Below are 24,430 nucleotides of genomic sequence, written 5' to 3'. Positions count from 1 at the left end.
GACATATGCAGCCAGAAAGACCGCGCCCGGTTTCGATCTTCCGCGAATTTCTCGACAGCGAGGCATCCGGCGGAATCGTGCTGATGGTGGCCGCGGCACTGGCGCTGATCGTCGCCAACTCGCCGCTTGCTGAAGGTTACTTCGCGGCACTGCATGCCTATGCCGGGCCGCTCAGCGTGTCGCACTGGATCAATGACGGGCTGATGGCGGTGTTCTTCCTGCTGGTCGGGCTGGAGATCAAGCGCGAGGTGCTGGACGGGCAATTGTCGACATGGCCGCGCCGGATGCTGCCCGGAATCGCCGCCGCCGGCGGCATGATCGTGCCAGCCCTGGTCTATGTCGCCATCAACCGCAACAATGCCGAGGTCCTGAGCGGCTGGGCCATTCCGACGGCCACCGATATCGCCTTTGCGCTCGGCGTCCTGTCGCTGCTCGGCAATCGCGTGCCCGCGGCGCTCAAGGTATTCTTGACCGCGCTGGCCATCATCGACGATCTCGGCGCCGTCATCATCATCGCCGTGTTCTATACCAGCGGCCTGTCGCTCGCTTATCTGGGCGCTGCGTTCGCCGTTATCGCCGTGCTGATCGTACTCAACCGCATGGGCGTGCTTTCACTTGTTCCCTATATCCTGCTCGGTGTCCTGCTGTGGGTGCTGGTGCTGAAGTCCGGCGTGCACGCCACGCTGGCCGGCGTGGCGTTGGCGCTGACGGTGCCGCTCAGGGTTTCGCCCGGCATCGCGCACGACCTCGAACACTCGCCGCTGCACCGGCTGGAACATGCGCTGCACAAGGTGGTGCCATTCGTCATCATCCCGATCTTCGGCTTTGCCAATGCCGGCGTAAGCCTGACCGGGTTGACGCCGGCAGCGCTGTTAGAGCCGTTGACACTGGGTGTCGCCGCCGGGCTGGTGGTGGGCAAGCTGGTCGGCGTGTTCGGCGCCTCCGCGCTGGCAATCCGCCTCAAGCTTGCCGACATGCCGGCCAATGCCGGCTGGTCGCACCTTGTCGGCATATCGCTGCTCTGCGGCGTCGGCTTCACCATGAGCCTGTTCATCGGCCTGCTCGCCTTCGGCGACAACCAGGCGCTGCAGGACGCGGTGAAGGTCGGCATCCTTGCCGGTTCCTTCGTCGCCGCGATCCTCGGTGCGGGGGTGTTGCTGGCCTCGCCAAAGCCGGGGCGGGAAGAGGAGTTGTAGCCGCGACGGCTATCGACGCGCGCTACTCGCTCTCGCCCTCCAGCGCCGGCACCGCGACGCCGGCAAGCTCGGCCGCCAGAAGGCGGGCGGCACCGGCACGGGCGATGCGTAGCATCAGCGCCTTGCGGGTGGCAGCGGCCATGCGGTGTTCCGGCGCGTCGCGCATGATTTCCGCGCCATAGCCGTCGGAGAGGATGAAGCCGCATTCGCCGGGGAAGATTTCCGCCGGAACGCCCGGATGGGTGGCGAAGAAGAAGCGATCCGAATGCAGCCGGTAGTCCGGCCATTTGCGGTCGACGCGAAAATCCTCGATCGACGACTTGATCTCGACGATCCAGATGTCGCCCTGCCTTGTCAGCGCGACGAGATCGGCACGGCGGCCGGTGGCCAGCGACAGTTCAGGCAGGACATGCGCGCCCATGTCGGTCAACAGGCGCTGCACGCCGCGCCGGACGAGCAGCGCGCGGTCCGACTGGCGGCCATCGACGAGAGGGTTATGGGAAAGGGGCGAAACGATTGGCATGAGACGCACCATGCCAGAGTTTGTTCACGCTTTGAACCCCCAAGTCCCGACCCTATCCCATGTGGCCGGAAGCCGTCGCCTCGCCCGCCATCTCCTCGAGGATCGGGCAGTCGGGACGGGCGTCGCCGTGGCAGGCGTGGACGAGCTTCTGCAAAGTGGCGCGCATCGACTGCAATTCGCGGATCTTCTCCTCGATTGCCGTGACGTGATCGGACGCGATCTGGCGGACGTCGGCGCTGGCGCGCGACCGGTCCTGGTAAAGCGCCATCAACTGGCGGCAGTCGTCGATGGAAAAGCCGAGATTGCGGGCGCGCTTGAGGAAGGCGAGGCGGTGGACGTCGTCGCCGGAATAGTCGCGATAGCCGTTGCCGGCGCGCTGCGGCGCGATCAGGCCGATTTCCTCGTAGTAGCGGATGGTCTTGGCCGGAAGTCCGGCGCGACGGGCAGCATCACCGACGTTCATTTGCCAACCTCGAATTGCTCTGCGGCAGTTTATTAAAATTCCGGCCATTGATTTTGCTTCACATTCTCGTGAATGCTGTTGCGAAAATGCAATAGTCTGCAACTTACGCGATGGCTATGCCCAGCATATAGGCAGCGCCTGCTTGGCAAGCAAAAAAATAGCCAGCATGTATACGTTCCAGAAATCGGGGCCGATTCGGCCGGATGATTCTGGGCGGGGGCAACGGTTTTACATGCGGGTGAAAGCTTTCCTTCTTGCCGCAGCACTGGCGACCGCGCTGGCCGGTTGCAGCACGATCGGCTCGACGCCGATCTTCTCCTCCAGCTACGGCGCGGTGACGGATGCGGGCTACAGGCTGCCGCGCATCCCGATCGAGAAGGTCAAGCGGGAATATCACCGCCAGGTCGTGAACTACGACACCAGCGAGAAGCCGGGCACGATCGTGGTCGATACCGGCAGGAAGTTCCTCTACCTGGTCATGGCCGACGGCAAGGCGATGCGCTACGGCATCGGCGTCGGGCGCGAGGGCTTCGAGTGGCGCGGCACCGCCCGCATCGCCATCAAGCGCGAGTGGCCGAGATGGACGCCGCCCTCCGCCATGATCAAGCGCCAGCCGGAACTGGCGAAATATGCCGGCGGCATGGAGCCCGGCCTGATGAACCCGCTCGGCGCACGCGCGCTCTACCTGTTCAACAAGGGTGGCGATTCGGGCTACCGCCTGCACGGCACCCCTGAGTGGAACTCCATCGGCAAGGCGATGTCTTCGGGCTGCATCCGGCTGATGAACCAGGACATCATCGATCTCTACAACCGCGTCGACACCGGCGCGAAGGTCATCGTGATGTAATAAGTTTTGTACGCGGACCGTCTAGGCAACACAGACGTCCCAAACAGGAAACCGGGCTCAAAGGCCCGGTTTTTTGTTGTCTGCGCGATTGTTTCGGCGAAGGAAAGTCAGGCGACCTGTTCGACCTGCTGGACTTCGGGAACGAAGTGCCTGAGCAGGTTCTGGATGCCATGCTTCAGCGTGGCGGTGGACGACGGGCAGCCTGCGCACGACCCCTTCATGTGCAGGAACACGGTGCCGTTCTCGAAGCCGCGGAAGGTGATGTCGCCGCCATCCTGGGCCACAGCCGGGCGCACGCGGGTGTCGAGCAGTTCCTTGATGGTGAGGACGAGCTCCTCGTCGGCCTTGTCGTAGAACTCTTCCGTCTCGCTGGTTTCGGCGGCAGGCGCCGAGCTTGCCATCACCGGCTGGTTGGACATGAAGTGTTCCATGATCGTGCCGAGGATCGCCGGCTTCAAGTGCTGCCACTCCGGGCCGTCCTTGGTCACGGTGATGAAATCGTAGCCGAAGAACACGCCGGTGACGCCCGGAATGTCGAACAGGCGGCCGGCCAGGGGCGAGGCGTCACGCGCGCTGTCGGCGTCGCGGAAATCCGCAGTACCTTCGCGCAGCACTTCCTTGCCCGGCAGGAACTTCAGCGTGGCCGGGTTCGGGGTCGATTCGGTCTGGATGAACATGGCCGTCTCCATGGCCGCATTCGGCCGTTCAGATTGGAATAATTCTAAATAGACCTCCCGCCGGTCTTATTCAAGCGATAAGGCGCGGGGAAAGTGGCTGGCTGCAGCAGATGCGGGCTGGCGAGCCCCTTTTAAGGCCGCGCGCACAAAAGAGAAAGAGCCTTGCGCCAGGATGTGCCGCCGGCAGCGTTCTAATGCGTGTCGCGATCTTTCAGATTCGCTTCACACGCTTTAGCTCCCTGATTTTATGCATGTCTTTGTCCCGAAACCGGTTCCCACTTTCGGGAGACATGCACTATGCGAGGCTTTCGATGTCCTCGTCCGACAGGGTCTGCGGGATGACGGTGACGGGGATGGGGAAGGCCGCGCCCTTGCCGACCACGGAGGCGACAAGCGGACCGGGGCCTTCCTTGCCCGAACCGGCGGCCAACACGAGGATCGAGATGTCCTGATCCTCCTCGATCAGCTTGTGGATCTCCTCCACCTTCTTGCCTTCGCGCACGACCAGTTCCGGTTCGATGCCGAACTTCTGGCGCACCTTGTTGGCGTAGCTGTCGAGCGCCGCGTTGGCGGTCGCGGCTGCCTCCTCGCGCATGATCTTCTCGACGCCGAGCCAATGCTGGAAGTCGTCGGGCTCGATGACATAGAGCAGCACCAGCACGCCGTTGGTGCTTTGCATGCGCATCGAGGCATAGGCGACGGCCCGTTCGCATTCGGGCGTGTCATCGATGATGGCGAGGAATTTGCGGCGGTGACCCGCTTCGCGGACGAGACGTTTGGAAACCATGTTTTACTGTACGACTCGGATTTGAGTGAACCGGCGCAATCTGCCACCGGCGACAGCCGGCGACAAGCCGGTGGATCGCCAGGGCCTGACGCTATCCTCTCAGTTCCCGGCGCAGGATCTTGCCGACCGGGGTTTTCGGAAGCTCGGTGCGGAACTCGATATATTTCGGCCGCTTGTAGCCGGTCAGGTTGACCTTGCAGTAGGCGGCAAGCGTCTCGATGGTGAGATCGGGGTCCTTCTTCACCACGAACAGCTTCGGCACCTCGCCCGACTTCTCGTCCGGCACGCCGACGGCGGCGACCTCGAGCACACCAGGATGCTGGGCGACGACCTCTTCCAGCTCGTTCGGATAGACGTTGAAACCGGACACGAGGATCATGTCCTTCTTGCGGTCGACGATCTTGGTGAAACCCTGCTCGTCCATGAAGCCCATGTCGCCGGACTTGAAGAAGCCGTCCTTGGTCATCACCTTCGCGGTCTCGTCAGGCCGGTTCCAGTAGCCGGCCATGACCTGCGGCCCCTTGATGCAAATCTCGCCGACCTCGCCGAGCGGCAGATTGGCGCCCTCGTCGTCGCGGATGGCGATCTCGGTCGAAGGGATGGGCAGACCGATAGTGCCGGTGAAGTCGGGCGAACTGCACTTGTTGGCGGTGGCAACCGGCGAGGTTTCGGAGAGGCCGTAGCCCTCAGTGATGTGGTTGCCGGTCAGCGCCTTCCAGCGGTCGGCGACGCCCTTTTGCACGGCCATGCCGCCGCCCAGGCTCAGGATGAGCGGCTTGAAGTCGAGCTTGCGGAAGTCCTCGTTGTTGAGCAGCGCGTTGAACAGCGTGTTGAGGCCGGGGAAGATGTTGAAGGAATATTTGCGCAGTTCCTTGACGAAGCCCGGAATGTCGCGCGGATTGGGGATGAGGATATTGTGGGCGCCCTGCTGCATGCCCATCAGCGCATTCACCGTAAGCGCGAAGATATGATAGAGCGGCAGCGCGCAGACATAGGTGAGATGGGCCGGCTTCGGCTTCACCGCATAGGCATCCTCGACCCACAGCGCGAGCTGGGCGACATTGGCAAGGACGTTGCGGTGAAGCAGCGTCGCGCCCTTGGAAACGCCGGTGGTGCCGCCGGTGTATTGCAGGAAGGCGACGTCGTCCGGCGACACCTCGGCCGGCTTGAAGGCAAGGCCGGCGCCTGCCTTCATCGCGGCGTTGAACTTGATATGGCCGGGCAGCGACCAAGCCGGAACGAGCTTCTTGACGCGGCGCACGACAAGATTGACCAGCGCGCCCTTCAGGCCGCCGAGCAGTTCGCCCATCGAGGCGACGACGACATGCTTGACCGGGGTCTTGCCGATGGCCGCCTGCAGGGTCGCGGCGAAGTTTTCGAGGATGACGATGGCTTCCGCACCTGAATCCCGCAACTGGTGCTCGAGTTCGCGCGGCGTGTAGAGCGGATTGACATTGACCACGACGTAGCCCGCCCGCAGCACGGCCATCATGGCGACCGGATATTGCAGGACGTTTGGCATCATCAGCGCGACGCGCGCGCCTTTTTGCAGGCCCTTCGACTGCAGGAAAGCACCGAAGGCGCTCGACAGGCGCTCGACGTCGGCAAAGCTTAGCGTCTTGTCCATGCAGGTGAAGGCTGGATTGCCGGAAAACTGCTGGCAGGCGGTGACAAGAAGGTCACCGATCGAGGCCGACTGCATCGGGCCGATCTCTGCCGGCATGTTCCTGGGATAGCTGGCGAGCCAAGGCTTTGGCGGCAACCCTGCTGTGAGTCTGGTGATGGCCTTGGGCAACGGCTTTTCGGCTGCCGTTTTCCTTGGATCAGACTTCTGCGGGGTAGGCTTCTTGGCTTCGGTTTTCTTGGGCTCGGACTTCTTGGTCGCTGGCTTTTGGGCAGCCGACTTTTCGGGGGCAGGCTTTTTCGCGGCTGCTTTTACGACTGGGGGCTTGGCGGCGGCCGGTTTGGGATTTGGCGCTGCCGGTTTCGTCGCCGCCTTTGGCGGCGGCTTGGCCGAGCTGGCCTTTGATACGGTCTTGGCAACGGCCTTGGGCGCTGCCTTCGCAGAGGGCGCCTTGGGAGCCGCAGCCTTCACCGCAGCCTTAGCGGCCGGCGCCTTCGCTACAGCCGGCTTGGCCGGTTTCGCAGCGGCTTTCTGGACAACGGCCTTGCCGCCCGCCGAACCCTTGTTGCTTGCCTTGGCCAATTTTGCCTCCCCTGATTTCGCCTCGCCGGTCGTGTCGCGGCCGTTGTCGCCGGCCGTCGGGAGCGCCGCCACAGGGACCGGCTCCTCTTTCACGGAAGTTCCACGCAACAATGTATGGCGACAATTCCGGCCCATGCAAGCCGTGCCCCTAGGGCAAGCCGGACGGAAACGTCGAACCGCCGCGCATAAATCCATGTCCGCGGACCGCAGGGAGCCGTCGGATTGCGGTGGTTGCACAACGCGCGCGTTACACTCGGTCGCCGACCGCCGCCTGCTCATTCCATTTGTTGCGCAATATTGGCAATCACGGGAATTTTGTTCCGGTTCCGCAAGGGCAGGCAGGCAGGGAGTTCCAAAGCCGGAAAAACGGTGCTTATATGCGCGCTTCACGAGCCTGATTAGGGGGCTTGGAAGAACATCAGGGAGTGCTCAATGAACAAAAAGCTGACTTTTGCGGCCGCGTTGCTGGCTGCAACCGTCATGGGCGGCGTGGCCAATGCCAAACAGCTGGTCTACTGCTCGGAGGCTTCGCCGGCTGGTTTCGATCCCTCGCCGTGGAGTGGCGGTAACGATTTCGACGCATCCTCGCGCACGATCTATTCGCGCCTGGTCGAGTTTGAACATGGCAAGACCACCATCTCGCCCGGCCTGGCCGAGAGCTGGACGGTTTCCGACGACGGCCTGGAATACACCTTCAAGCTGAAGTCCGGCGTGAAGTTCCAGACCACCGATTATTTCACCCCGACCCGCGACCTCACCGCCGACGACGTGATCTTCTCCTTCGAGCGTCAATGGAAGAAGGAAAACCCGTGGTTCGAATATCTGCCCGGCACCGGCTGGGAATATTTCGCCGGCATGGGCTTCCCGGACCTGCTCAAGGAAGTCGTCAAGGTCGACGACCTGACGGTCAAGTTCGTCCTCAACAAGCCTGAAGTCGCCTTCCTGCCCGACCTTGGCATGGACTTCGCCTCGATCGTGTCGAAGGAATATGCCGACCAGCTCGAAAAGGCCGGCACCAAGGAACAGTTCACCCAGAAGCCGATCGGCACCGGACCGTTCCAGTTCGTCGACTACCAGGTTGACGCCGTCATCCGCTACCAGGCCTGGGACGGCTATTTCGGCGGCCGCCAGAAGATCGACGACCTGATCTTCGCGATCACGCCCGATCCGGCCGTGCGCGCGCAGAAGCTGAAGGCTGGCGAATGCGATATCATGTCGTATCCGGCACCGGCCGATATTGCCGGCCTGCAGGCCGACGCCAACCTCAAGGTCGATGAGCAGGAAGGCCTGAACATCGGCTACATGGCCTACAACACCACGCAGGCTCCGTTCGACAAGGTCGAGGTCCGCAAGGCCCTCAACATGGCCGTCAACAAGCAGGCGATCATCGACGCGGTCTATCAGGGCGCCGGCCAGGTTGCCGTCAACCCGATCCCGCCGACGATGTGGTCGTACAACACCAGCATCAAGGACGACGAGTACAATCCTGATGCGGCCAAGAAGATGCTCGAGGAAGCCGGCGTCAAGGATCTGTCGATGAAGATCTGGGCCATGCCGGTCAGCCGTCCGTACAACCCGAACGCACAGCGCGTTGCCGAGTTGATCCAGGCCGACTACGCCAAGATCGGCGTCAAGGCCGAGATCGTCAGCTACGAGTGGACCGAGTATCGCGAGCGCGGCAAGGCCAAGGATCGTGACGGCGCCTTCCAGCTTGGCTGGACCGGCGACAACGGCGACCCGGACAACTTCCTGTTCCTGCTCGGCTGCGACGCGATCGGCCAGTCCAACTACGCGATCTGGTGCAACCAGGAATTCCAGGACCTGCTCTTGAAGGGCAAGGCAACGACCGACGTTGCCGAGCGCACCAAGATCTACGAGGAAGCCCAGGTTGTCTTCAAGCGTGAGGCCCCGTGGCTGACGATTGCCCACTCCAAGGTGTTCATGCCGATGAACAAGAAGGTTTCCGGCTTCGTCATGGACCCGCTGGGCATCCACCGCTTCGACGGCGTGGACGTCACCGAGTAAGATCGTGACAACAGAATAGGGAACGGCGGCGCTGGACATCCTGCGCCGCCGTTTTATTAAAGACGATGCTTCGCTTTCTTCTCCAGAAACTCGCTCTCATCGTGCCGACAGTCATCGGCATCTCGCTGGCGGCGTTCGCCTTCGTGCGGCTGTTGCCCGGCGACCCGATCCTGGCGATGGCCGGCGAACGCGGCGTCTCGCCCGAGCGCTATGCCGAACTGGTCGTGCGCTTCGGCTATGACAAGCCCTACATCGTCCAGTACTTCAACTATATCGGCGACGTTTTATCGGGCGATTTCGGCATTTCGATCGCCACCAAGCGGCCGGTGCTGGGCGAGTTCCAGGCGCTGTTTCCGGCGACTCTGGAACTGGCGACGGTGGCGCTGATCATCGCAGTTTTGATCGGTATTCCGGCCGGCATCTTCGCTGCGGTGAAGCGCGGTTCGTGGTTCGACCAGGCCACGATGGGCGTTGCGCTGACCGGCTATTCGATGCCGATCTTCTGGTGGGGGCTTTTGCTCATCATCTTCTTTTCCGGCTATCTCGGCTGGACGCCCGTGTCCGGGCGCATCGGGCTGCAATATTTCTTCAAGCCGGTCACCGGCTTCATGCTGATCGACAGCCTGTTATCGGGCAAACCGGGCGCATTCACCTCCGCGCTCAGTCATCTGATCCTGCCATCGATCGTGCTCGCCACCATTCCGCTTGCCGTCATCGCGCGCCAGACGCGCTCGGCGATGCTGGAAGTTCTGGGCGAGGACTATGTGCGCACGGCCCGCGCCAAGGGGCTGGCGCCGCGGCGCGTCATCGGCCTGCACGCGTTTCGCAATGCGCTGATCCCAGTCGTCACCACCATCGGCCTGCAGGTCGGCACGCTGATGGCCGGCGCGATCCTGACCGAGACGATCTTCTCATGGCCCGGCATCGGCAAATGGATGATCGACGCCATCGGCAAGCGCGACTATGTCGTGGTGCAGAGCGGGCTTTTGATCATCGCGCTGATCGTGATGGCGGTGAACCTGATCGTCGACGTGCTCTATGCCGTCATCAACCCACGCATCAGGGTGCAGTGATGACAGACCAGTCCGCAGGCCTTCCCGCAGCCGCAACCGTTCCGACGGGACCGCGCCAGCGCGCGCTTTCCGAGTTCTGGCACTATTTCTCCATGAACACCGGCGCGGTCATCGGCCTCGTCGTGTTCACGCTGCTCGTCCTGACGGCTATCTTCGCGCCGCTGATTGCGCCTCATATGCCCGACGAACAGTTCCGTGATTCGCTGCTCACCCCGCCGATGTGGCAAGAGGGCGGCAAGTCGATGTTCATCCTCGGCACCGACGCCGTCGGCCGCGACATGCTTTCGCGCCTCATCTACGGCGCGCGCTATTCGCTGTTCATCGGCCTTGTCGTCGTCGTCTTCGCGCTCGTCAGCGGCATCATCCTCGGCGTGCTGGCCGGCTATTTCCGCGGCTGGGTCGACACGCTGATCATGCGCGTGATGGACATCATCCTCGCCTTCCCGTCGCTGCTTCTGGCGCTGGTGCTGGTCGCCATCCTCGGCCCCGGCCTGTTCAATGCGATGCTGGCGATTGCGCTGGTGTTGCAGCCGCACTTCGCCCGCCTGACCCGCGCCGCCGTGATGGCGGAGAAGAACCGCGAATATGTCGTTTCGGCCAAGGTTGCCGGCGCCAGCCATCTGCGGCTGATGCTGGTGACCATCCTGCCCAATTGCGTAGCGCCTTTGATCGTGCAGGCGACGCTGTCGTTCTCCAACGCCATTCTTGAGGCTGCGGCGCTCGGCTTCCTCGGCATGGGCGCGCAGCCGCCGACGCCTGAATGGGGCACGATGCTGGCCACCGCACGCGAGTTCATCCTGCGCGCGCCCTGGGTGGTGACCTTCCCCGGCCTCGCCATCCTGATCACCGTGCTCGCGATCAACCTGATCGGCGACGGCCTGCGCGATGCGCTCGACCCCAAGCTGAAGAGGTCGTGAGCCATGCCTCTGCTCGATATCAAGAACCTCACCGTTTCCTTCGACACCTCGACCGGCCCGTTCCTGGCGGTGAAGGGCATCGACCTCTCGGTCGAGCCGCGCGAGGTGCTGGCCATCGTCGGCGAGAGCGGCTCCGGCAAGTCGGTGTCGATGCTGGCGGTGATGGGCCTGTTGCCCTCATCCGCAACCGTCACGGCCGATCGCATGAGCTTCGACGGCATCGATCTGCTCGGCCTCGACGCGGCCGAGCGGCGCAAGATCGTCGGCAAGGACATTTCGATGATCTTCCAGGAGCCGATCGCCAGCCTCAACCCCTGCTTCACGGTCGGCTTCCAGATCGAGGAAGTGCTGCGCTTCCACATGGGCATGGACCGGGCGCAGCGGCGGGCCCGCGCCATCGAGCTTCTGACGCTGGTCGGCATTCCCGAACCTGCTGAACGGCTGAGTTCCTATCCGCACCAGATGTCGGGCGGCCAGTGCCAGCGCGTGATGATCGCGATTGCCATTGCCTGCAATCCGAAGCTGTTGATCGCGGACGAGCCGACCACGGCGCTCGACGTGACCATCCAGAAGCAGATCCTCGACCTGCTTGTCCGCCTGCAGGCGGAATACGGCATGGGCCTGATCATGATCACCCACAATATGGGCGTGGTGGCCGAAACCGCCGACCGGGTGATCGTGCAGTACAAGGGCACCAAGATGGAAGAGGCGGACGTTCTGTCGCTGTTCGAGAGCCCGAAGAGCAATTATACGCGCGCGCTTTTGTCTGCCCTGCCCGACAACGCCACCGGCGACCGCCTGCCGACGGTGTCCGACATGATGTTCGAACCCGCGCCGGGAGCCTGACGATGAGCGTTGTTGTCGAGGGAAAGAACATCAAGCGCGACTATCATGTCGGCGGCGGCATGTTTCGCGGCGCGCGCACCGTGCATGCGGTCAAGGGCGTGTCGTTCAGCGTCGAGCAAGGCAAGACGCTGGCGATCGTCGGCGAAAGCGGCTGCGGCAAGTCCACGCTTGCGCGCATCATCACGCTGATCGATCCGGCGACTTCAGGCGATCTTTTGATCGACGGCCACAAGGTCGATATTGCCAAGGACGGGCTGTCGAAGGAGATGCGCCGCAAGGTGCAGATCGTGTTCCAGAACCCGTATGGCTCGCTGAACCCGCGCCAGAAGATCGGCGACATTCTTGGCGAGCCGTTGATCATCAACACCGACAAGCCTGCGGAAGAGCGGCGCGATCTGGCCCACGCCATGCTGAAGAAGGTCGGCCTCGGGCCTGAGCACTACAACCGCTATCCGCATATGTTCTCAGGCGGTCAACGCCAGCGCATCGCCATTGCGCGCGCGCTGATGCTGAACCCGCGGCTTTTGGTGCTGGACGAGCCGGTGTCGGCGCTCGACCTTTCGGTGCAGGCCCAGGTGCTCAACCTGCTTGCCGACCTACAGGACGAGTTCGAACTGACCTATGTCTTCATCAGCCACGATCTCTCAGTGGTGCGCTACATCGCCGACGACGTGATGGTGATGTATTTCGGCGAGGCGGTGGAATATGGCCCGCGCGACGAGGTGTTTTCAAACCCGCAGCACAGCTACACCAAGACGCTGTTTGCAGCGACGCCGCGCGCCGACGTTGCCAGCATCAAGGCAAGGCTGGCGAAGAAGGCCGCCTGAAGGCTACAAGCAGAAAGCGCGGTCGCTCACCACCACTTGACGTCGATGGTGCCGCCGGCGGCGTTGCCGTCGCAATTCTCGTAGGTGCCGGACAGGCCATCGGGGCGTTGCGAAGCAAGCGTGTATTCGCAGCCGATGACGTTGTTGTTGCCCCTCTTGATGAAATCGACTTCCTTGAAGAAAAGCGAGGTGTCGGAATAGCGGCCCTTGATCAGGTGCTGCGATTTCATCGTCGTCCATTCAAGCGTCGCCTCGAACTGGAAATCTGCGCCCAGCCTGACATCGGTGACCCGGAACGGCCAGCGCGTGGTGCCGTCCGAGGCCGCGCCGTCGAAACCGCCGGCATCGAGATGGGCCTTGATGGTGGAGGCCGAGGGAGCGGCGACAGGCGTTACGGCGGGTGCGGATGCGCGCGCTTCCAGCCTCTTTTCCAGCTCCCCGATGCGCGCCTCAAGGCGGTCGATGCGCGCCGCATCCGTCCCGAACTGGGCTTTGGACAGAACTTCGTGCAGTTGCGCGATCTGGCCGCGCAGGTTCTGGATCTCGCCCTTGGCGGCCTCGAAATCGGTGACATATTTGGCGATGCCGTAGCTGATGCCCAATACGCCGGCGCCGGTCAGGATCAGCGCGCTCGCCTTGCCGAAAATGTTGTCCGCCACCGCTGCCCCCGATGCTGCGCCAAGCTGGCGGCAGGAAATCAGAAAGAGGCGCTGGCGGCAACGTAGATTTCAGCCAGCCGCTCGACACCGGTGCGGTCGTCTTCGTCGAAACGGCCGGGCGTTGGGCTATCAAGGTCGATGACGCCGATGATCTGGCCAGCGCGGACAAGCGGCACGACCAGTTCGGAGCGGGAATCGGGATCGCAGAAAATGTGGTTGTCGGCCTTGGTCACGTCTTCGACGATGATGGAGCGGCGCTCGGCAACCGCGCTGCCGCACACGCCGCGACCAACCGCGATGCGCACACAGGCCGGCTTGCCCTGGAACGGGCCGACGACGAGTTCGTCCGGCGAGCGCAGGAAATAGAAGCCTGCCCAGTTGAGGTCGGGCATCGACTGGAACAGCAGTGCAGAGACATTGGCGGCATTGGCAATCGCATCGGCCTCGCCGGTGAGCAAGCCTTCCATCTGGGCCGCGAGTTCATGGTAGAATTGAGGCTTGTCGCTGGTGTCGATGGCGTGGGCTGCAAACATGTCCTGTCTCCGCCGGCAAACTGCAATCCGGCATTAGCGTGATAAGCCCGAATGCCGATCTACGGAAAGCAAAATCCCGTCAGTTGACGCCCTTCGGCACATTTTCCGGCGGCACGGTGTCCTTGACCTTCTGGCGATGGAAGATGAACAGGCCGGCGAGGACGACGATGCCCGCCCCGATGAGGATGCGCGGGCCGGGAAAGTCGCTGAAGAACAGCGCACCGAACACCACCGCCCACAAGAGCAGCGTGTAGTGCAGCGGAGCCAGCGTCGAGGCTGGTGCCAGTTTCAGCGCCCGGGTGATCATGAGATGGGCGGCGCCCGAGACGATGCCGAGCAGAAGCATGGCGCCATAGTCGAATGCCGCGGCGGGTTGCCAATTGCCAACCGCCATCACTGCGGCAACGAGACCTGCTCCGACGGTTTGCCAGGTGACTAACGTGGTGTCGCTGGTGCCGCGCAGGCTGCGGTTGAGGACGATGCCGACGGCAAAGGAAATGCTGCCGATCAGCGCAAACAGCGAAGACAGCGAGAATGCGGCCGACGAAGGCTTCAGCATGATGAGCACGCCGCAGAAGCCGACGATGATGGCCAGCCAGCGCCGCCAGCCGACCTTTTCGCCAAGCAGGAAATGCGAGAGCGCGGCGACGTAGATGGGGCCCGCCATGTAGAAGCTCATCACGTCGGCCAACGGCAGATAGACGACGGCGGCGTAGAACAGCACGGTGTCGAGCGTGGTGGCGACGACGCGCAGAACCTGCAAGCCGAGCCGGTCTATGTGGAACAGCTTGGCAACGCCCTGATGGACAATCATCGGGCCGAGGATCAGAAACGAACCGATCGAGCGGACCAAAACCACCTGGCCGACCGAAAAGCTGGCGACCAGCCATTTCCCCATTGCATCGTTGAGCGCGAACATGAAGTCGCCCGCCATCATCAGCAGGACGCCGGCCACAATCATGTTGCGGATCGGGAACTTGAACATCGGCGGTTGTCTCTTCAGGCCGCGTGAATTGGAGAGCCCGGTTGCTCGACCGTCCGCGGCGATCACGCGCTTTAGCCGGATGGGGCCTGATTGGCGAGGGAATTCGATTGGTTCAGGAAACCGCGAAGAGACTTACGGCGCCGGCGGGCGCACGATGACCGGGCGATAGATCACGCGCGGCTGCAGGAAGGGATCGATGCGACGCATTTCACGGCTCTCGGCGCGTCGATCAAGTTCGATGCGCTGCAGGCATTCGGCGAAAGCGTCATTGTTGTGTTTGAAGCCATAGGCCCGGCACTTGGCCTCGTCGGCAGCGCGCAAATCCTGGGCACTCATGCAGCCTGAAAGCAGTACGCCGAGGGCGACGAGGGCAAAAGATGTGAGCGCGCGCATTGTCGAGGCTCCAGCAACGGTGAGAATATGCAATGCCGGAGCGATAGAGCAAAATCGTGGCAAGACTCAACGCGTCCGCCACGATGTTGAGTCCCGCCAGAACTTTACTCCGGCACGTGGCGCACCGCGCCCTTGTCGGCGCTGGTCGCGAAGGCCGCATAGGCGCGCAGCGCCTTGGTGACCTTGCGCTTGCGCTGTTCGACAGGCTTCCAGCCGGCCTTGTCCTGCTCGACGCGGCGGCGGGCAAGCTCGGCATCGTCAACGGCGAGATTGATGGTGCGGTTGGGGATATCGATCTCGATGATATCGCCCTCGCGCACAAGCCCGATCAGGCCGCCTTCCTCCGCTTCCGGCGAAACGTGGCCGATGGAGAGACCCGAGGTGCCGCCGGAAAAACGCCCGTCGGTCAAAAGCGCGCATTCCTTGCCGAGGCCCTTCGACTTCAGATAGCTGGTCGGGTAGAGCATTTCCTGCATGCCGGGTCCGCCGCGCGGACCTTCATAGCGGATCACGACGACGTCACCCGGCTTGATCTTGCCGTTGAGGATGGCGAGCACGCTGGAATCCTGGCTTTCGAAGACGCGGGCCGGGCCAGTAAATTTCAGGATCGATTCATCGACGCCGGCGGTCTTCACGATGCAGCCGTCGACCGCGATATTGCCCTTCAGCACGGCCAATCCGCCGTCTTTGGAGAAGGGATGCTCGACGGAACGGATAACGCCGTTTTCGCCATCGGTGTCGAGGTCCTTCCAGCGCGCATCCTGGCTGAACGCCGTTTGAGTGGGTATGCCGCCAGGTGCCGCGCGGAAAAATTCGCGCACGGATTCATTGTTGGTGCGGGTGATATCCCAGCGGTCGATGGCGTCGCCGATGGTCGTGGCATGGACGGTCGGGCTATCGCGATGGATCAGCCCGCCGCGATCGAGTTCGCCGAGGATGCGCATGATGCCGCCGGCCCGATGGACGTCTTCCATGTGAACGTCGCTCTTGGCCGGGGCGACCTTGGACAGGCACGGCACCTTGCGTGAAAGCCGGTCGATGTCGGCAAGCGTGAAGTCGACCTCGCCTTCGTGCGCGGCGGCAAGGATGTGCAGCACGGTGTTGGTCGAACCTCCCATGGCGATGTCGAGCGTCATGGCATTTTCGAACGCGGCCTTGGAAGCGATGGTGCGCGGCAAGGCGGTCTCGTCCTCCTGCTCGTAATAGCGCTGGGCGAGATCGACGATCAGATGGCCGGCCTCGACGAACAGGCGCTTGCGGTCGGCATGGGTGGCCAACGTCGAACCGTTGCCGGGCAGCGACAGGCCAAGCGCCTCGGTCAGGCAGTTCATCGAATTGGCGGTAAACATGCCCGAGCACGAGCCGCAGGTGGGGCAGGCCGAGCGCTCGATGGCGTTGACGTCCTCATCGGATACCGCATCGTCGGCGGCAGCGACCATGGCGTCGACCAGGTCGAGCGCCTGCGTCTTTCCGGCGAGCACCACCTTGCCGGCCTCCATCGGGCCGCCCGAGACGAACACGGTCGGGATGTTGAGGCGCAGCGAGGCCATCAGCATGCCGGGCGTGATCTTGTCGCAGTTGGAGATGCAGACCATGGCGTCGGCGCAGTGCGCATTGACCATGTATTCGACGCTGTCGGCGATGATCTCGCGCGACGGCAGCGAATAGAGCATGCCGTCATGGCCCATGGCGATGCCGTCATCGACGGCGATGGTGTTGAATTCCTTGGCGACGCCGCCCGCCTTCTCGATCTCGCGCGCAACGAGCTGGCCGAGATCCTTGAGGTGCACGTGGCCCGGCACGAACTGCGTGAACGAGTTGACCACGGCAATGATCGGCTTGCCGAAATCGCCGTCCTTCATGCCGGTGGCGCGCCAGAGGCCGCGCGCGCCGGCCATGTTGCGGCCATGGGTGGTCGTACGTGAACGATAGGCAGGCATGAAACTGTCCTTGACTGGGCAACGGCGCCATCGCGCCGTTCGATAAAAATAGGTCGCAGGCGTTATACACGCCATCTTTTTCTGTTGCCACGCTTTTGCGCTGCGCCAGTCCAGAGCGTTTCATTCCGCCGGTAACGGTTTGACAAAATCGAGGACACGACGCGGGGGGCTAAGGGCGCAGCAGACAGTCCCAAGCAAAAAGGCGGTGGATCGCTCCACCGCCTTTGTCGTTTCGTGGTTCTGCCCGGCTAGTCGATCACCGCCGGCATCAGCTTGGGGTCAGGCTTTTCGGCGTGCTTGGGCACGTCCTTGCTGGCGATGAAGGTATAGAACATCGGCACCACGAACAGCGTGAACATGGTTCCGATCAGGATGCCGGTGAAGATCACCAGACCCATGGAGTAGCGCGCCGCGGCGCCCGCGCCGCTGGACAGGATCAGCGGCACGACGCCGAGCGCCATCGCAGCCGTCGTCATCAGGATCGGCCGCAAGCGCACCCTGGCGGAGGCGACGATGGCATCCCGCCGCCGCATGCCGTGCAGCTCGCGCTGCTGGTTGGCGAATTCCACCAAGAGGATGCCGTGCTTGGTTATCAGGCCGATCAGCGTGATCAGGCCGACCTGCGTATAGATGTTCAGCGTACCGAGCCCGAGATTGAGCGGCACGACAGCGCCGAAGATCGACAGCGGCACCGACATCATGATGATAAGCGGATCGCGGAAGCTTTCGAACTGCGCCGCCAGTACCAGATAGATGACGAGGATGGCAGCGCCGAAGGCGATCAGGATGGTGTTGCCCTGCTCCTTTTCCTGCCGCGACTGGCCGGAATAGTCGACGAAGAAGGTATCCGGCAGGCTCTGGCTGGCGATGTCCTCCAGCGTCTTCAGCGCATCGCCGCTGGTGACGCCCGGCAATGGAAGCGCCGAAATGGTGGCCGAGTTCAGCTGGTTGAACTGTTCGATCGCAGCCGGGGCGGCGTTATTCGATATCTTCACGACCGACGACAGCGGCACCATCTCGCCCGTGACGCTGCGCACGAAATAGTCGCCCAGCTTCTCGGGATTGTCGCGGAACTCCTGCGGCACCTGCGGGATGATGTCGTAGCTGTTGGAATCGCGGTCGAACTGCGCCACTTCAGCGCCGCCGACCAAGAGCGTCAACGTGCGGCCTATGTCGGCAATGGGCAGGTTGAGCGCCGCAGCCCGGTCGCGGTCGATGGTGACCGTAGTCTGCGGGGCATCGAAGGCCATCGAGTTCTGCACCACGATGAAGCGGCCGGTGGCCTGCGCCTTGTTCTTGATTTCCTCGGCGGCCTCATAGACCTGGCTAGCGTCGCCGGTGGAACGCACCACCATCGAGACCGGCAGGCCGCCGCCCGAACCCGGCAAGGTGGGAGGCGCGAAAACGAACGCCTCTACGCCTGCGACATGGGAGAGCCTGCCCTGGATGTCCTCCTGAAGCTGCTTCTGCGACCTTTCGCGCTCGGCCCAATCCTTGAAGGCGAAGCCGACGAAGGCGCTGTTGGTGGCGCCGCCAAAGGCGGTGGCCGCGAAAAGCGCACGGGTTTCCGGAACGTCCTGCACCAGTCCCAGGATCTGGTTGACGTAGGTTTCCGTGTAGTCGGAGGTGGCGTAGCGCGGCGCGGTCACCAGGGAGAGCAGGAAGCCCTGATCTTCCTCCGGCGCAAGTTCGCTCGACGTCTTGGTGAACATGAAACCGGTCAGGGCGACAAGCGCGATGACGATCATCAAGGTCACGGGACGGTATTTCAGCGATCCCGAGACCAGCTTCTCGTAAATGTGCTCAACGCGCTCGAAAGTGCCGTCAACTATGCGCTGGAAACGGCTGTGCGAGCCCGCCTTGAGGAGACGCGCGGACATCATCGGCGTGATGGTGATGGCGACGAGGCCGGAAATCACCACGGAGCCTGCAAGCGTCACTGCGAATTCCCGGAAAAGCGCGCCGGTGAGGCCGCCGGTGAAGGCAAGCGGGGCAAACACTGCGGCGAGCGTCAGCGTCATGGCGACGATGGCCGAGGAGATTTCGCGCATGCCGTTGAACGCCGCCTGCATCGGCGGCATGTTGTCTTCTTCCATGTGCCGGTGGATGTTTTCCACCACCACGATGGCGTCGTCGACGACAAGGCCGATGGCCAAAACCATGGCCAGCAGGGACAGAAGGTTGATCGAATAGCCGACTGCGAAGAGCAGGAAGCAGACGCCGATCAGCGACAGCGGAATGGTGACGATCGGCATGATGACCGAGCGGAACGATCCCAGGAAGAGCAGGATGACCACGATGACGATGGCAACCGCCTCGGCGATGGTCTTGAACACTTCCTCAATCGACGCGCTGATCTGCTCCGTCGAGTCATAGACGATCTCGATCGTCATGCCCTGGGGCAGGGTTTCCTGGATCGACGGCACGATCTTGTGAATGGCTTCCGCCGTGCTGAGCGGATTGGCCGCCGGTGTAGGGAAGATTGCGAGGAAAGTGCCGGGTTTGCCGTTGAAATTCACCCGCGTGTCGGTGCTTTCCGCTGCCAGCTCGACGCGCGCGACATCGCGCAATCTTACGACATTGCCGTCCTTGGATTGAAGCGGCAGTTCGGCAAAGGCTTCCGGCGTCTGCAATGTCGAGCGCACGGTGATGGACGAGGCGACGTATTCGTTCTCGACCTTGCCCGGGGCGGACAGGAAGTTGGAGTTGTTGATCGCCGTCAGCACGTCGGTCGCGGTCACGCCGCGCGCCGCCATCTTGACCGGGTCGATCCAGACACGCATCGAATAGTCGGCGGCGCCGAAAATCTGGACGTCGGCAACGCCTTCCACCGTCGTCATGCGCGGTCGCACGACGCGTTGGATGTATTCGGTAAGCTGCTCGGGCGTCATGTTCGGATTCTGCATCGACAGATACATCATCGCGAAATCCTGGCCAGTGCCTTTGACGATGACCGGGTCCCTCGCCTCGGTTGGCAGCGTGCCGCGCACGCCCTGCACCTTCGACATCACCTCGGTCAAGGCGGTGTCAGGATCGGACCCGAGCTTCATCTGCACGGTGACGACACTTATCGAAGGGCTGCTTTGCGAGGTGACGTAGTCGACATTTTCCGTCGACGAAACGGCGCGCGCGATCGGGGCCGAGATGAAGCCCTGGATCAGGTCGGCGCTGGCACCCGGATAGGCCGTGGTGATGGTGATGGCGGTTTCGTCGACCTTCGGATACTGGCGGATCGACAGGTTGAAGATGCCCTGAAAGCCCAAAAGCAGGATCAGGCAGGCGAGGACGGTCGAGAGGACCGGCCGGCGGATGAAGATGTCGGAAAAGCTCATTGTACGGCCGCCTGCGGGTTAGCTGGCTTCGTCGGATCGATGGTGTTGTCGATGTTGACGGACATGCCGTTGAACAAACGGTTCTGTCCTGCCGTCACGACTTCATCGCCGGCTGCGATGCCTTTGGTGATTTCGACGAGGCCCGCGTTGCGGCGACCGGGCGTGACGAAAACCTGCGCCAGGACGAGGCCGGGCTTGGCTTCTTCTGCCGGCTTGGCGGCATCGGCCGCGGGCTTGGCATCACCTTCCTTCGCCGCGGGAGCAGCAGCGGCATCTGCCGGCTTGGCTTCCGGCTTTGCCTCGGCCGGCTTCACGACGAAGATGAAATCGCCGTAGAGGCTGGAGGTAAGCGCTGTCTGAGGCAGGGCCAGAACGTTGTTTTCTTCCGGCAGTTCAACGCGCACCTGAATGAACTGGCCGGGGCTGAGGCGACCGTCGGGATTGGAGATTTCGGCACGAACCGAGACAAGGCGGCTGACCGGGTCGATCTTGGGATCGATGCCGACAACCTTGCCCTCATAGGGCATATCCCCGGAAGCGAGGCCGAAACGGACCGGCTGGCCGATCTTCAACTCGCTGAAGCGCTGCTCCGGCACGGTGAAATCGGCGCGCATCGTGTCGATGTCCTGCAACGTGGCAACCGCATTGCCCGGCGCGACGTACTGGCCTTCCTCGACCCTCGGAATGCCGATGGTGCCGGAAAACGGCGCCTTGAGAAGCTTCTGGTCAAGCACGGCCTGCAGCTTGGCGACCTGCGATGTCGAGGCGGACGAAGCGGCGCGCGCCGCATCCAAAGTGGCGTCGGTGCCGACGCCGCGTTTCTGCAGGGCGAGCGCGCGGTCGAGCGCCTGCCCGTCCAGCGCAGCCTGCGTCTTGGCGGCGGCCAGATCGGCCTGCTGCACCGCATCGTCAAGGCGAACCAGCGACTGGCCTTCCTTGACATGCTCGTTGGCGGCAAACATGACGTCCTTGACAATGCCGGTCGTCTCTACCGTGAGATCGACGCCGCGCGCCGCCGAAACGGTGCCGATCGCCTCGATGCCCGGGGTCCATTCCAGCGGCTTCACGACCGTTGTCGAGACGGTCGCAGGCGGCGCTTTCATGTTGGCGAAGAAGTCGCTGATCGCCTTGTCGCGGAACAGGTTGAACCCGACGATGCCGCCGCAAACAAGCACGAGCAGGATGAAAGCGATGATGAAACGCTTGATCACGGGTGATCCTTTCGGTCGGCAATGACAATAGGGCAAGCGGGCGCAACGGCGCCTCAAAGTGGATTACTTACTGTACCGTCTGGACGGTAATGTCAATTGGGTCTAAGCTGACGATGGAGGCATTATGAAACAAAAAAAGTCAAACTCCCGCGAAAAGATCCTGACAGCCGCTGCCGATGTGGCCCGCGAAGCCGGCCCCGGCAACCTGTCCCTCGATGCCGTCGCCAGCCGTGCCGGCGTGTCCAAGGGAGGCCTGCTCTACAATTTCCCCAGCAAGGCAAAGCTGATGCAGGCACTGGTGGAGGAATACCTCAACGACTTCCAGCAGGCGCTGGAAACAGCCAGGGCGGCGGAACCCGACAAGACCCTTCTTGCCAACTACCTTCGTCTTTCGGCACAGGAATGCGACGAGACCAAGGATGCCGCATCGTGGATATTCTCGGCGATTGCCGAGGATCCTGATTTCCTCACGCCGATGAAGACGTTCAAGCGCCAGCTTTTCGAGCGCCTGAAGGCCGACACGCCAAACCTCAAGACACTGCTTGTCACCTATCTGGCGATCGAAGGCCTGCGCAGCCTGAGCCTGTTCGACACCGACCTTTTGAACGAAGGCGAACGAGAGCTGCTCGTCGATACGTTGCTCGAGATCGCCAACGGATAATCTGCGCCTTTGCAGTTTGGCCAAAGCCATGCTTATTCGAGGCCATGGCATTCACCCTGAGGCAGTTGCAATATTTCGTTGCCGTCGCCGAGCAAGGCACGGTTTCGCGCGCTGCCCAGAACCTGTCGATCTCCCAATCCTCGGTGACCGAAGCGATCAAGGAACTGGAGAGCGACCTCGGCGTCGAATTGTTCGAGCGCCACCCGCGCGGGCTCAACATCACCCACAAGGGCCACCAGTTCCTGCGCCATGCCACAAAAATCCTGTCCGGCGTGTCGGATGCGCGGCGCGCCTTTTTCGGCGAGCAGGCGGCCGCGCCGGGCCGATTGCAGCTTGGCGTTACGTCGATGGTGGCCGGCTACGTGCTCTCGGACCTTTTGGCCCGCTACCGCCGCGCCAACCCGGCTGTGGAGATCTCGGCGATTGAAGACAATGGCGATTATCTGGAACACCTGCTTGTCGGCGGCAAGCTGGACGTCGCCGTCATGGTGACTTCCAACCTGCGCGACCGCACGGCATTGCAGTCGGAAATCCTGGAAGTCTCCGCCTACCGGCTGTGGCTGCCGCTCGGCCATCCGCTGGCCGCAGCCGACATCATCAGCGTCGGCGACATTGCCGGCGAGCCGCTGATCATGCTGACGGTGGACGAAATCGAGGAGAACACCGGCAAACTGCTCGCCGCCATCGGCGCCAAGCCGCATGTCGCATTCCGCACCCGCTCGGTCGAGGCGGTGCGCAGCCTTGTCGCAACCGGCGCGGGCGTCGCCCTGTTGCCCGACCTCGTCTACCGGCCCTGGTCGCTGGAAGGCGACCGCATCGAATCCCGCGACGTTTCGGGTTCGCTGCCGGTGGTGCAGGTCGGCATGGTGTGGCGGCGCGGCTCGAGCCTGCCGCAGGCCGCGCGCGACTTCATCGGCATTGCCCAATCGCAACGCACGGTGCGCCAGCGGCCATGAATATGATATCGGATAAACCGATATCGGCTTTCTGATAAATGAATTTGCGAAACCGGCGGTTTCAAGACACCTTTTCCGGGAGGGAGAAGCCGTAGACGAACGGCCCCTTTCGAAACGGGAGGATCGACGATGCAGTCATTTCTGAAATCATGTACGGCTCTCACCATGGCGCTGACCTTCGCCGGTCAGGCGGTCGCGCAGGAAGCCCTCAAGGAGCTTGGCAAGGGCGAAGGCGCGCTCTCGATCGTGGCCTGGCCTGGCTATGTCGAGCGCGGCGAAACCGACAAGGCCTACGACTGGGTAAGCGATTTCGAGAAGGAAAGTGGCTGCAAGGTCACCGTCAAGACCGCGGCCACCTCCGATGAAATGGTGGCGCTGATGAACGAAGGCGGCTTCGACCTCGTCACCGCTTCCGGCGATGCGTCGCTGCGGCTCGTTGCCGGCAAGCGCGTGCAGCCGGTCAATGTCGATCTGATCCCAAGCTGGAAGACGGTGGACGAGCGGCTGCAGAATGCGCCCTGGTATACGGTCGACGGCGCCCATTACGGCGTGCCCTACCAGTGGGGCCCGAATGTTCTGATGTACAACACCAATGTATTCAAGGAAGCGCCGAAGAGCTGGAATGTCGTGTTCGAGGAACAGACGCTCTCCGACGGCAAGTCCAACAAGGGCCGCGTGCAGGCCTATGACGGGCCGATCTACGTTGCCGACGCCGCCAACTACCTGATGGCGCACAAGCCGGAACTCGGCATCAAGGACCCCTACGAACTGAACGAGGACCAGTACAAGGCGGCACTCGACCTGTTGCGCACACAGCGCACGCTCGTCGGCCGCTACTGGCACGACGCCGCGATCCAGGTCGACGATTTCCAGAACGAAGGCGTGGTCGCTTCAAGCTCGTGGCCTTTCCAGGTCAACACGCTGGTTGCCGCCAAGCAGCCGATTGCCTCGACGGTGCCGGAGGAAGGCGCGACCGGATGGGCCGACACCACCATGCTGCACGTCGATGCCGAGCATCCGAACTGCGCCTATATGTGGATGGAGCATTCGTTGAAGCCGAAGGTGCAAGGCGATCTCGCCGCATGGTTCGGCTCGGTGCCGGTGGTGCCGGCGGCCTGCAAGGGCAACGAGCTTCTGACCGACGAAGGCTGCGCCACCAACGGCTTCGAGAATTTCGACAAGATCAAGTTCTGGAAGACGCCAGTGTCGCAATGCGCCAGCCAGAACAACCAGTGCGTGCCTTACTATCGCTGGGTGTCAGACTATATCGGCGTCATCGGCGGGCGGTGAGCGCGCATCCTCGCAAGCGCGCGTTGCCCCTCACCCTTGTCCTCTCCCCGTAAAGCGCGGGGAGAGGCGACGCTGACGTCGAA

General features: G+C 62.7%; 22 protein-coding genes. 10 read left to right on the top strand and 12 right to left on the bottom strand.

Annotated elements, in window-relative coordinates; translation table 11 throughout:
* The first annotated feature begins 5 nt into the window (after positions 1 to 5).
* Positions 6 to 1,196 carry a Na+/H+ antiporter NhaA gene (nhaA, locus tag ASD50_RS16415; protein WP_056243322.1) on the top strand — a complete coding sequence of 397 codons (1,191 nt, stop codon included), beginning with the start codon at positions 6 to 8 and terminating at the stop codon, positions 1,194 to 1,196.
* A 22-nt stretch (positions 1,197 to 1,218) separates the two neighbouring features.
* Here the strand turns inward: nhaA and ASD50_RS16410 are convergent, their stop codons facing one another.
* Positions 1,219 to 1,719 (bottom strand): MmcB family DNA repair protein, encoded by a 501-nt coding sequence (locus ASD50_RS16410; RefSeq protein WP_162252030.1) that lies wholly within the window; start codon positions 1,717 to 1,719, stop codon positions 1,219 to 1,221.
* Positions 1,720 to 1,771: 52 nt separating this feature from the next.
* A complete protein-coding gene (gene cueR, locus ASD50_RS16405) occupies positions 1,772 to 2,182 on the bottom strand; it encodes a Cu(I)-responsive transcriptional regulator (RefSeq protein ID WP_056243318.1) in 411 nt (136 codons plus the stop codon).
* A 232-nt stretch (positions 2,183 to 2,414) separates the two neighbouring features.
* Between cueR and ASD50_RS16400 the strand changes: the two genes are divergently transcribed.
* Positions 2,415 to 3,029: a L,D-transpeptidase gene (locus ASD50_RS16400; protein ID WP_056243315.1), complete on the top strand. Its 615-nt coding sequence runs from the start codon at positions 2,415 to 2,417 to the stop codon at positions 3,027 to 3,029.
* A gap of 107 nt (positions 3,030 to 3,136) precedes the next feature.
* Here ASD50_RS16400 and ASD50_RS16395 read toward each other — a convergent pair whose 3' ends face one another.
* The 3 genes from ASD50_RS16395 to ASD50_RS16385 all read right to left on the bottom strand — a co-directional run bounded on the left by ASD50_RS16395 (position 3,137) and on the right by ASD50_RS16385 (position 6,771).
* Positions 3,137 to 3,706 carry a NifU family protein gene (locus ASD50_RS16395; protein ID WP_056243804.1) on the bottom strand — a complete coding sequence of 190 codons (570 nt, stop codon included), beginning with the start codon at positions 3,704 to 3,706 and terminating at the stop codon, positions 3,137 to 3,139.
* A gap of 295 nt (positions 3,707 to 4,001) precedes the next feature.
* Positions 4,002 to 4,493, bottom strand: a complete 492-nt coding sequence (locus ASD50_RS16390) for a universal stress protein (protein WP_056243312.1) — start codon at positions 4,491 to 4,493, stop codon at positions 4,002 to 4,004.
* A 91-nt stretch (positions 4,494 to 4,584) separates the two neighbouring features.
* Entirely contained in the window at positions 4,585 to 6,771 is a 2,187-nt protein-coding gene (locus ASD50_RS16385; RefSeq protein ID WP_274533330.1) for a long-chain-fatty-acid--CoA ligase, read from the bottom strand.
* A gap of 360 nt (positions 6,772 to 7,131) precedes the next feature.
* Here ASD50_RS16385 and ASD50_RS16380 point away from each other — a divergent pair, with 360 nt between their 5' ends.
* The 5 genes from ASD50_RS16380 (at position 7,132) to ASD50_RS16360 (ending at position 12,387) form a co-directional block, all read left to right on the top strand.
* Positions 7,132 to 8,724 carry an ABC transporter substrate-binding protein gene (locus ASD50_RS16380; RefSeq protein ID WP_056243310.1) on the top strand — a complete coding sequence of 531 codons (1,593 nt, stop codon included), beginning with the start codon at positions 7,132 to 7,134 and terminating at the stop codon, positions 8,722 to 8,724.
* Between the two features lie 65 nt (positions 8,725 to 8,789).
* Positions 8,790 to 9,797 (top strand): ABC transporter permease subunit, encoded by a 1,008-nt coding sequence (locus ASD50_RS16375; protein ID WP_056243308.1) that lies wholly within the window; start codon positions 8,790 to 8,792, stop codon positions 9,795 to 9,797.
* Positions 9,797 to 10,714, top strand: a complete 918-nt coding sequence (locus tag ASD50_RS16370) for an ABC transporter permease subunit (protein WP_056243306.1) — start codon at positions 9,797 to 9,799, stop codon at positions 10,712 to 10,714. The genes ASD50_RS16375 and ASD50_RS16370 overlap by 1 nt, the downstream gene beginning before the upstream one ends.
* A gap of 3 nt (positions 10,715 to 10,717) precedes the next feature.
* The gene (locus ASD50_RS16365; protein ID WP_056243304.1) at positions 10,718 to 11,560 is read left to right on the top strand and encodes an ABC transporter ATP-binding protein; all 843 of its coding nucleotides are present in this window, start codon (positions 10,718 to 10,720) and stop codon (positions 11,558 to 11,560) included.
* A 2-nt stretch (positions 11,561 to 11,562) separates the two neighbouring features.
* The gene (locus tag ASD50_RS16360; protein ID WP_056243302.1) at positions 11,563 to 12,387 is read left to right on the top strand and encodes a dipeptide ABC transporter ATP-binding protein; all 825 of its coding nucleotides are present in this window, start codon (positions 11,563 to 11,565) and stop codon (positions 12,385 to 12,387) included.
* Between the two features lie 26 nt (positions 12,388 to 12,413).
* Here the strand turns inward: ASD50_RS16360 and ASD50_RS16355 are convergent, their stop codons facing one another.
* From ASD50_RS16355 to ASD50_RS16325, 7 genes are all read right to left on the bottom strand, one after another.
* Positions 12,414 to 13,046, bottom strand: a complete 633-nt coding sequence (locus ASD50_RS16355; protein WP_056243300.1) for an ABC transporter C-terminal domain-containing protein — start codon at positions 13,044 to 13,046, stop codon at positions 12,414 to 12,416.
* A 38-nt stretch (positions 13,047 to 13,084) separates the two neighbouring features.
* The gene (locus ASD50_RS16350) at positions 13,085 to 13,579 is read right to left on the bottom strand and encodes a GAF domain-containing protein (protein ID WP_056243298.1); all 495 of its coding nucleotides are present in this window, start codon (positions 13,577 to 13,579) and stop codon (positions 13,085 to 13,087) included.
* A gap of 79 nt (positions 13,580 to 13,658) precedes the next feature.
* Positions 13,659 to 14,564 (bottom strand): DMT family transporter, encoded by a 906-nt coding sequence (locus tag ASD50_RS16345; protein ID WP_056243296.1) that lies wholly within the window; start codon positions 14,562 to 14,564, stop codon positions 13,659 to 13,661.
* 132 nt (positions 14,565 to 14,696) lie between these two features.
* Positions 14,697 to 14,957, bottom strand: coding sequence for a hypothetical protein (locus tag ASD50_RS16340; protein ID WP_056243293.1), 261 nt, complete (start codon positions 14,955 to 14,957; stop codon positions 14,697 to 14,699).
* Positions 14,958 to 15,061: 104 nt separating this feature from the next.
* Positions 15,062 to 16,897, bottom strand: coding sequence for a dihydroxy-acid dehydratase (gene ilvD / locus ASD50_RS16335; protein WP_056243291.1), 1,836 nt, complete (start codon positions 16,895 to 16,897; stop codon positions 15,062 to 15,064).
* A 248-nt stretch (positions 16,898 to 17,145) separates the two neighbouring features.
* Positions 17,146 to 20,229: an efflux RND transporter permease subunit gene (locus ASD50_RS16330; RefSeq protein WP_056243289.1), complete on the bottom strand. Its 3,084-nt coding sequence runs from the start codon at positions 20,227 to 20,229 to the stop codon at positions 17,146 to 17,148.
* The gene (locus ASD50_RS16325) at positions 20,226 to 21,440 is read right to left on the bottom strand and encodes an efflux RND transporter periplasmic adaptor subunit (RefSeq protein ID WP_056243286.1); all 1,215 of its coding nucleotides are present in this window, start codon (positions 21,438 to 21,440) and stop codon (positions 20,226 to 20,228) included. Before ASD50_RS16325 ends, ASD50_RS16330 begins: the two co-directional genes overlap by 4 nt.
* A gap of 124 nt (positions 21,441 to 21,564) precedes the next feature.
* Between ASD50_RS16325 and ASD50_RS16320 the strand changes: the two genes are divergently transcribed.
* From ASD50_RS16320 to ASD50_RS16310, 3 genes are all read left to right on the top strand, one after another.
* Positions 21,565 to 22,101: a TetR/AcrR family transcriptional regulator gene (locus ASD50_RS16320; protein WP_056243283.1), complete on the top strand. Its 537-nt coding sequence runs from the start codon at positions 21,565 to 21,567 to the stop codon at positions 22,099 to 22,101.
* A 44-nt stretch (positions 22,102 to 22,145) separates the two neighbouring features.
* Positions 22,146 to 23,057: a LysR family transcriptional regulator gene (locus tag ASD50_RS16315; protein WP_056243282.1), complete on the top strand. Its 912-nt coding sequence runs from the start codon at positions 22,146 to 22,148 to the stop codon at positions 23,055 to 23,057.
* Positions 23,058 to 23,186: 129 nt separating this feature from the next.
* The gene (locus ASD50_RS16310; protein ID WP_056243279.1) at positions 23,187 to 24,347 is read left to right on the top strand and encodes an ABC transporter substrate-binding protein; all 1,161 of its coding nucleotides are present in this window, start codon (positions 23,187 to 23,189) and stop codon (positions 24,345 to 24,347) included.
* Positions 24,348 to 24,430: the final 83 nt, after the last annotated feature.

It is taken from the genome of Mesorhizobium sp. Root552 (assembly GCF_001427285.1).
GTDB lineage: Bacteria > Pseudomonadota > Alphaproteobacteria > Rhizobiales > Rhizobiaceae > Mesorhizobium.
This window is presented reverse-complemented; position numbering and strand designations above follow the sequence as displayed.

Coding starts and splice junctions, on each gene's coding strand:
- ASD50_RS16360 (WP_056243302.1), top strand. CDS start 11,563: ATGAGCGTTGTTGTCGAGGGAAAGAACATCAAGCGCGACTATCATGTC.
- ASD50_RS16400 (WP_056243315.1), top strand. CDS start 2,415: ATGCGGGTGAAAGCTTTCCTTCTTGCCGCAGCACTGGCGACCGCGCTG.
- ASD50_RS16340 (WP_056243293.1), bottom strand. CDS start 14,957: ATGCGCGCGCTCACATCTTTTGCCCTCGTCGCCCTCGGCGTACTGCTT.
- ASD50_RS16315 (WP_056243282.1), top strand. CDS start 22,146: ATGGCATTCACCCTGAGGCAGTTGCAATATTTCGTTGCCGTCGCCGAG.
- ASD50_RS16330 (WP_056243289.1), bottom strand. CDS start 20,229: ATGAGCTTTTCCGACATCTTCATCCGCCGGCCGGTCCTCTCGACCGTC.
- ASD50_RS16375 (WP_056243308.1), top strand. CDS start 8,790: ATGCTTCGCTTTCTTCTCCAGAAACTCGCTCTCATCGTGCCGACAGTC.
- nhaA (WP_056243322.1), top strand. CDS start 6: ATGCAGCCAGAAAGACCGCGCCCGGTTTCGATCTTCCGCGAATTTCTC.
- ilvD (WP_056243291.1), bottom strand. CDS start 16,897: ATGCCTGCCTATCGTTCACGTACGACCACCCATGGCCGCAACATGGCC.
- ASD50_RS16370 (WP_056243306.1), top strand. CDS start 9,797: ATGACAGACCAGTCCGCAGGCCTTCCCGCAGCCGCAACCGTTCCGACG.
- ASD50_RS16380 (WP_056243310.1), top strand. CDS start 7,132: ATGAACAAAAAGCTGACTTTTGCGGCCGCGTTGCTGGCTGCAACCGTC.
- cueR (WP_056243318.1), bottom strand. CDS start 2,182: ATGAACGTCGGTGATGCTGCCCGTCGCGCCGGACTTCCGGCCAAGACC.
- ASD50_RS16395 (WP_056243804.1), bottom strand. CDS start 3,706: ATGTTCATCCAGACCGAATCGACCCCGAACCCGGCCACGCTGAAGTTC.
- ASD50_RS16410 (WP_162252030.1), bottom strand. CDS start 1,719: ATGCCAATCGTTTCGCCCCTTTCCCATAACCCTCTCGTCGATGGCCGC.
- ASD50_RS16345 (WP_056243296.1), bottom strand. CDS start 14,564: ATGTTCAAGTTCCCGATCCGCAACATGATTGTGGCCGGCGTCCTGCTG.
- ASD50_RS16320 (WP_056243283.1), top strand. CDS start 21,565: ATGAAACAAAAAAAGTCAAACTCCCGCGAAAAGATCCTGACAGCCGCT.
- ASD50_RS16350 (WP_056243298.1), bottom strand. CDS start 13,579: ATGTTTGCAGCCCACGCCATCGACACCAGCGACAAGCCTCAATTCTAC.
- ASD50_RS16365 (WP_056243304.1), top strand. CDS start 10,718: ATGCCTCTGCTCGATATCAAGAACCTCACCGTTTCCTTCGACACCTCG.
- ASD50_RS16390 (WP_056243312.1), bottom strand. CDS start 4,493: ATGGTTTCCAAACGTCTCGTCCGCGAAGCGGGTCACCGCCGCAAATTC.
- ASD50_RS16310 (WP_056243279.1), top strand. CDS start 23,187: ATGCAGTCATTTCTGAAATCATGTACGGCTCTCACCATGGCGCTGACC.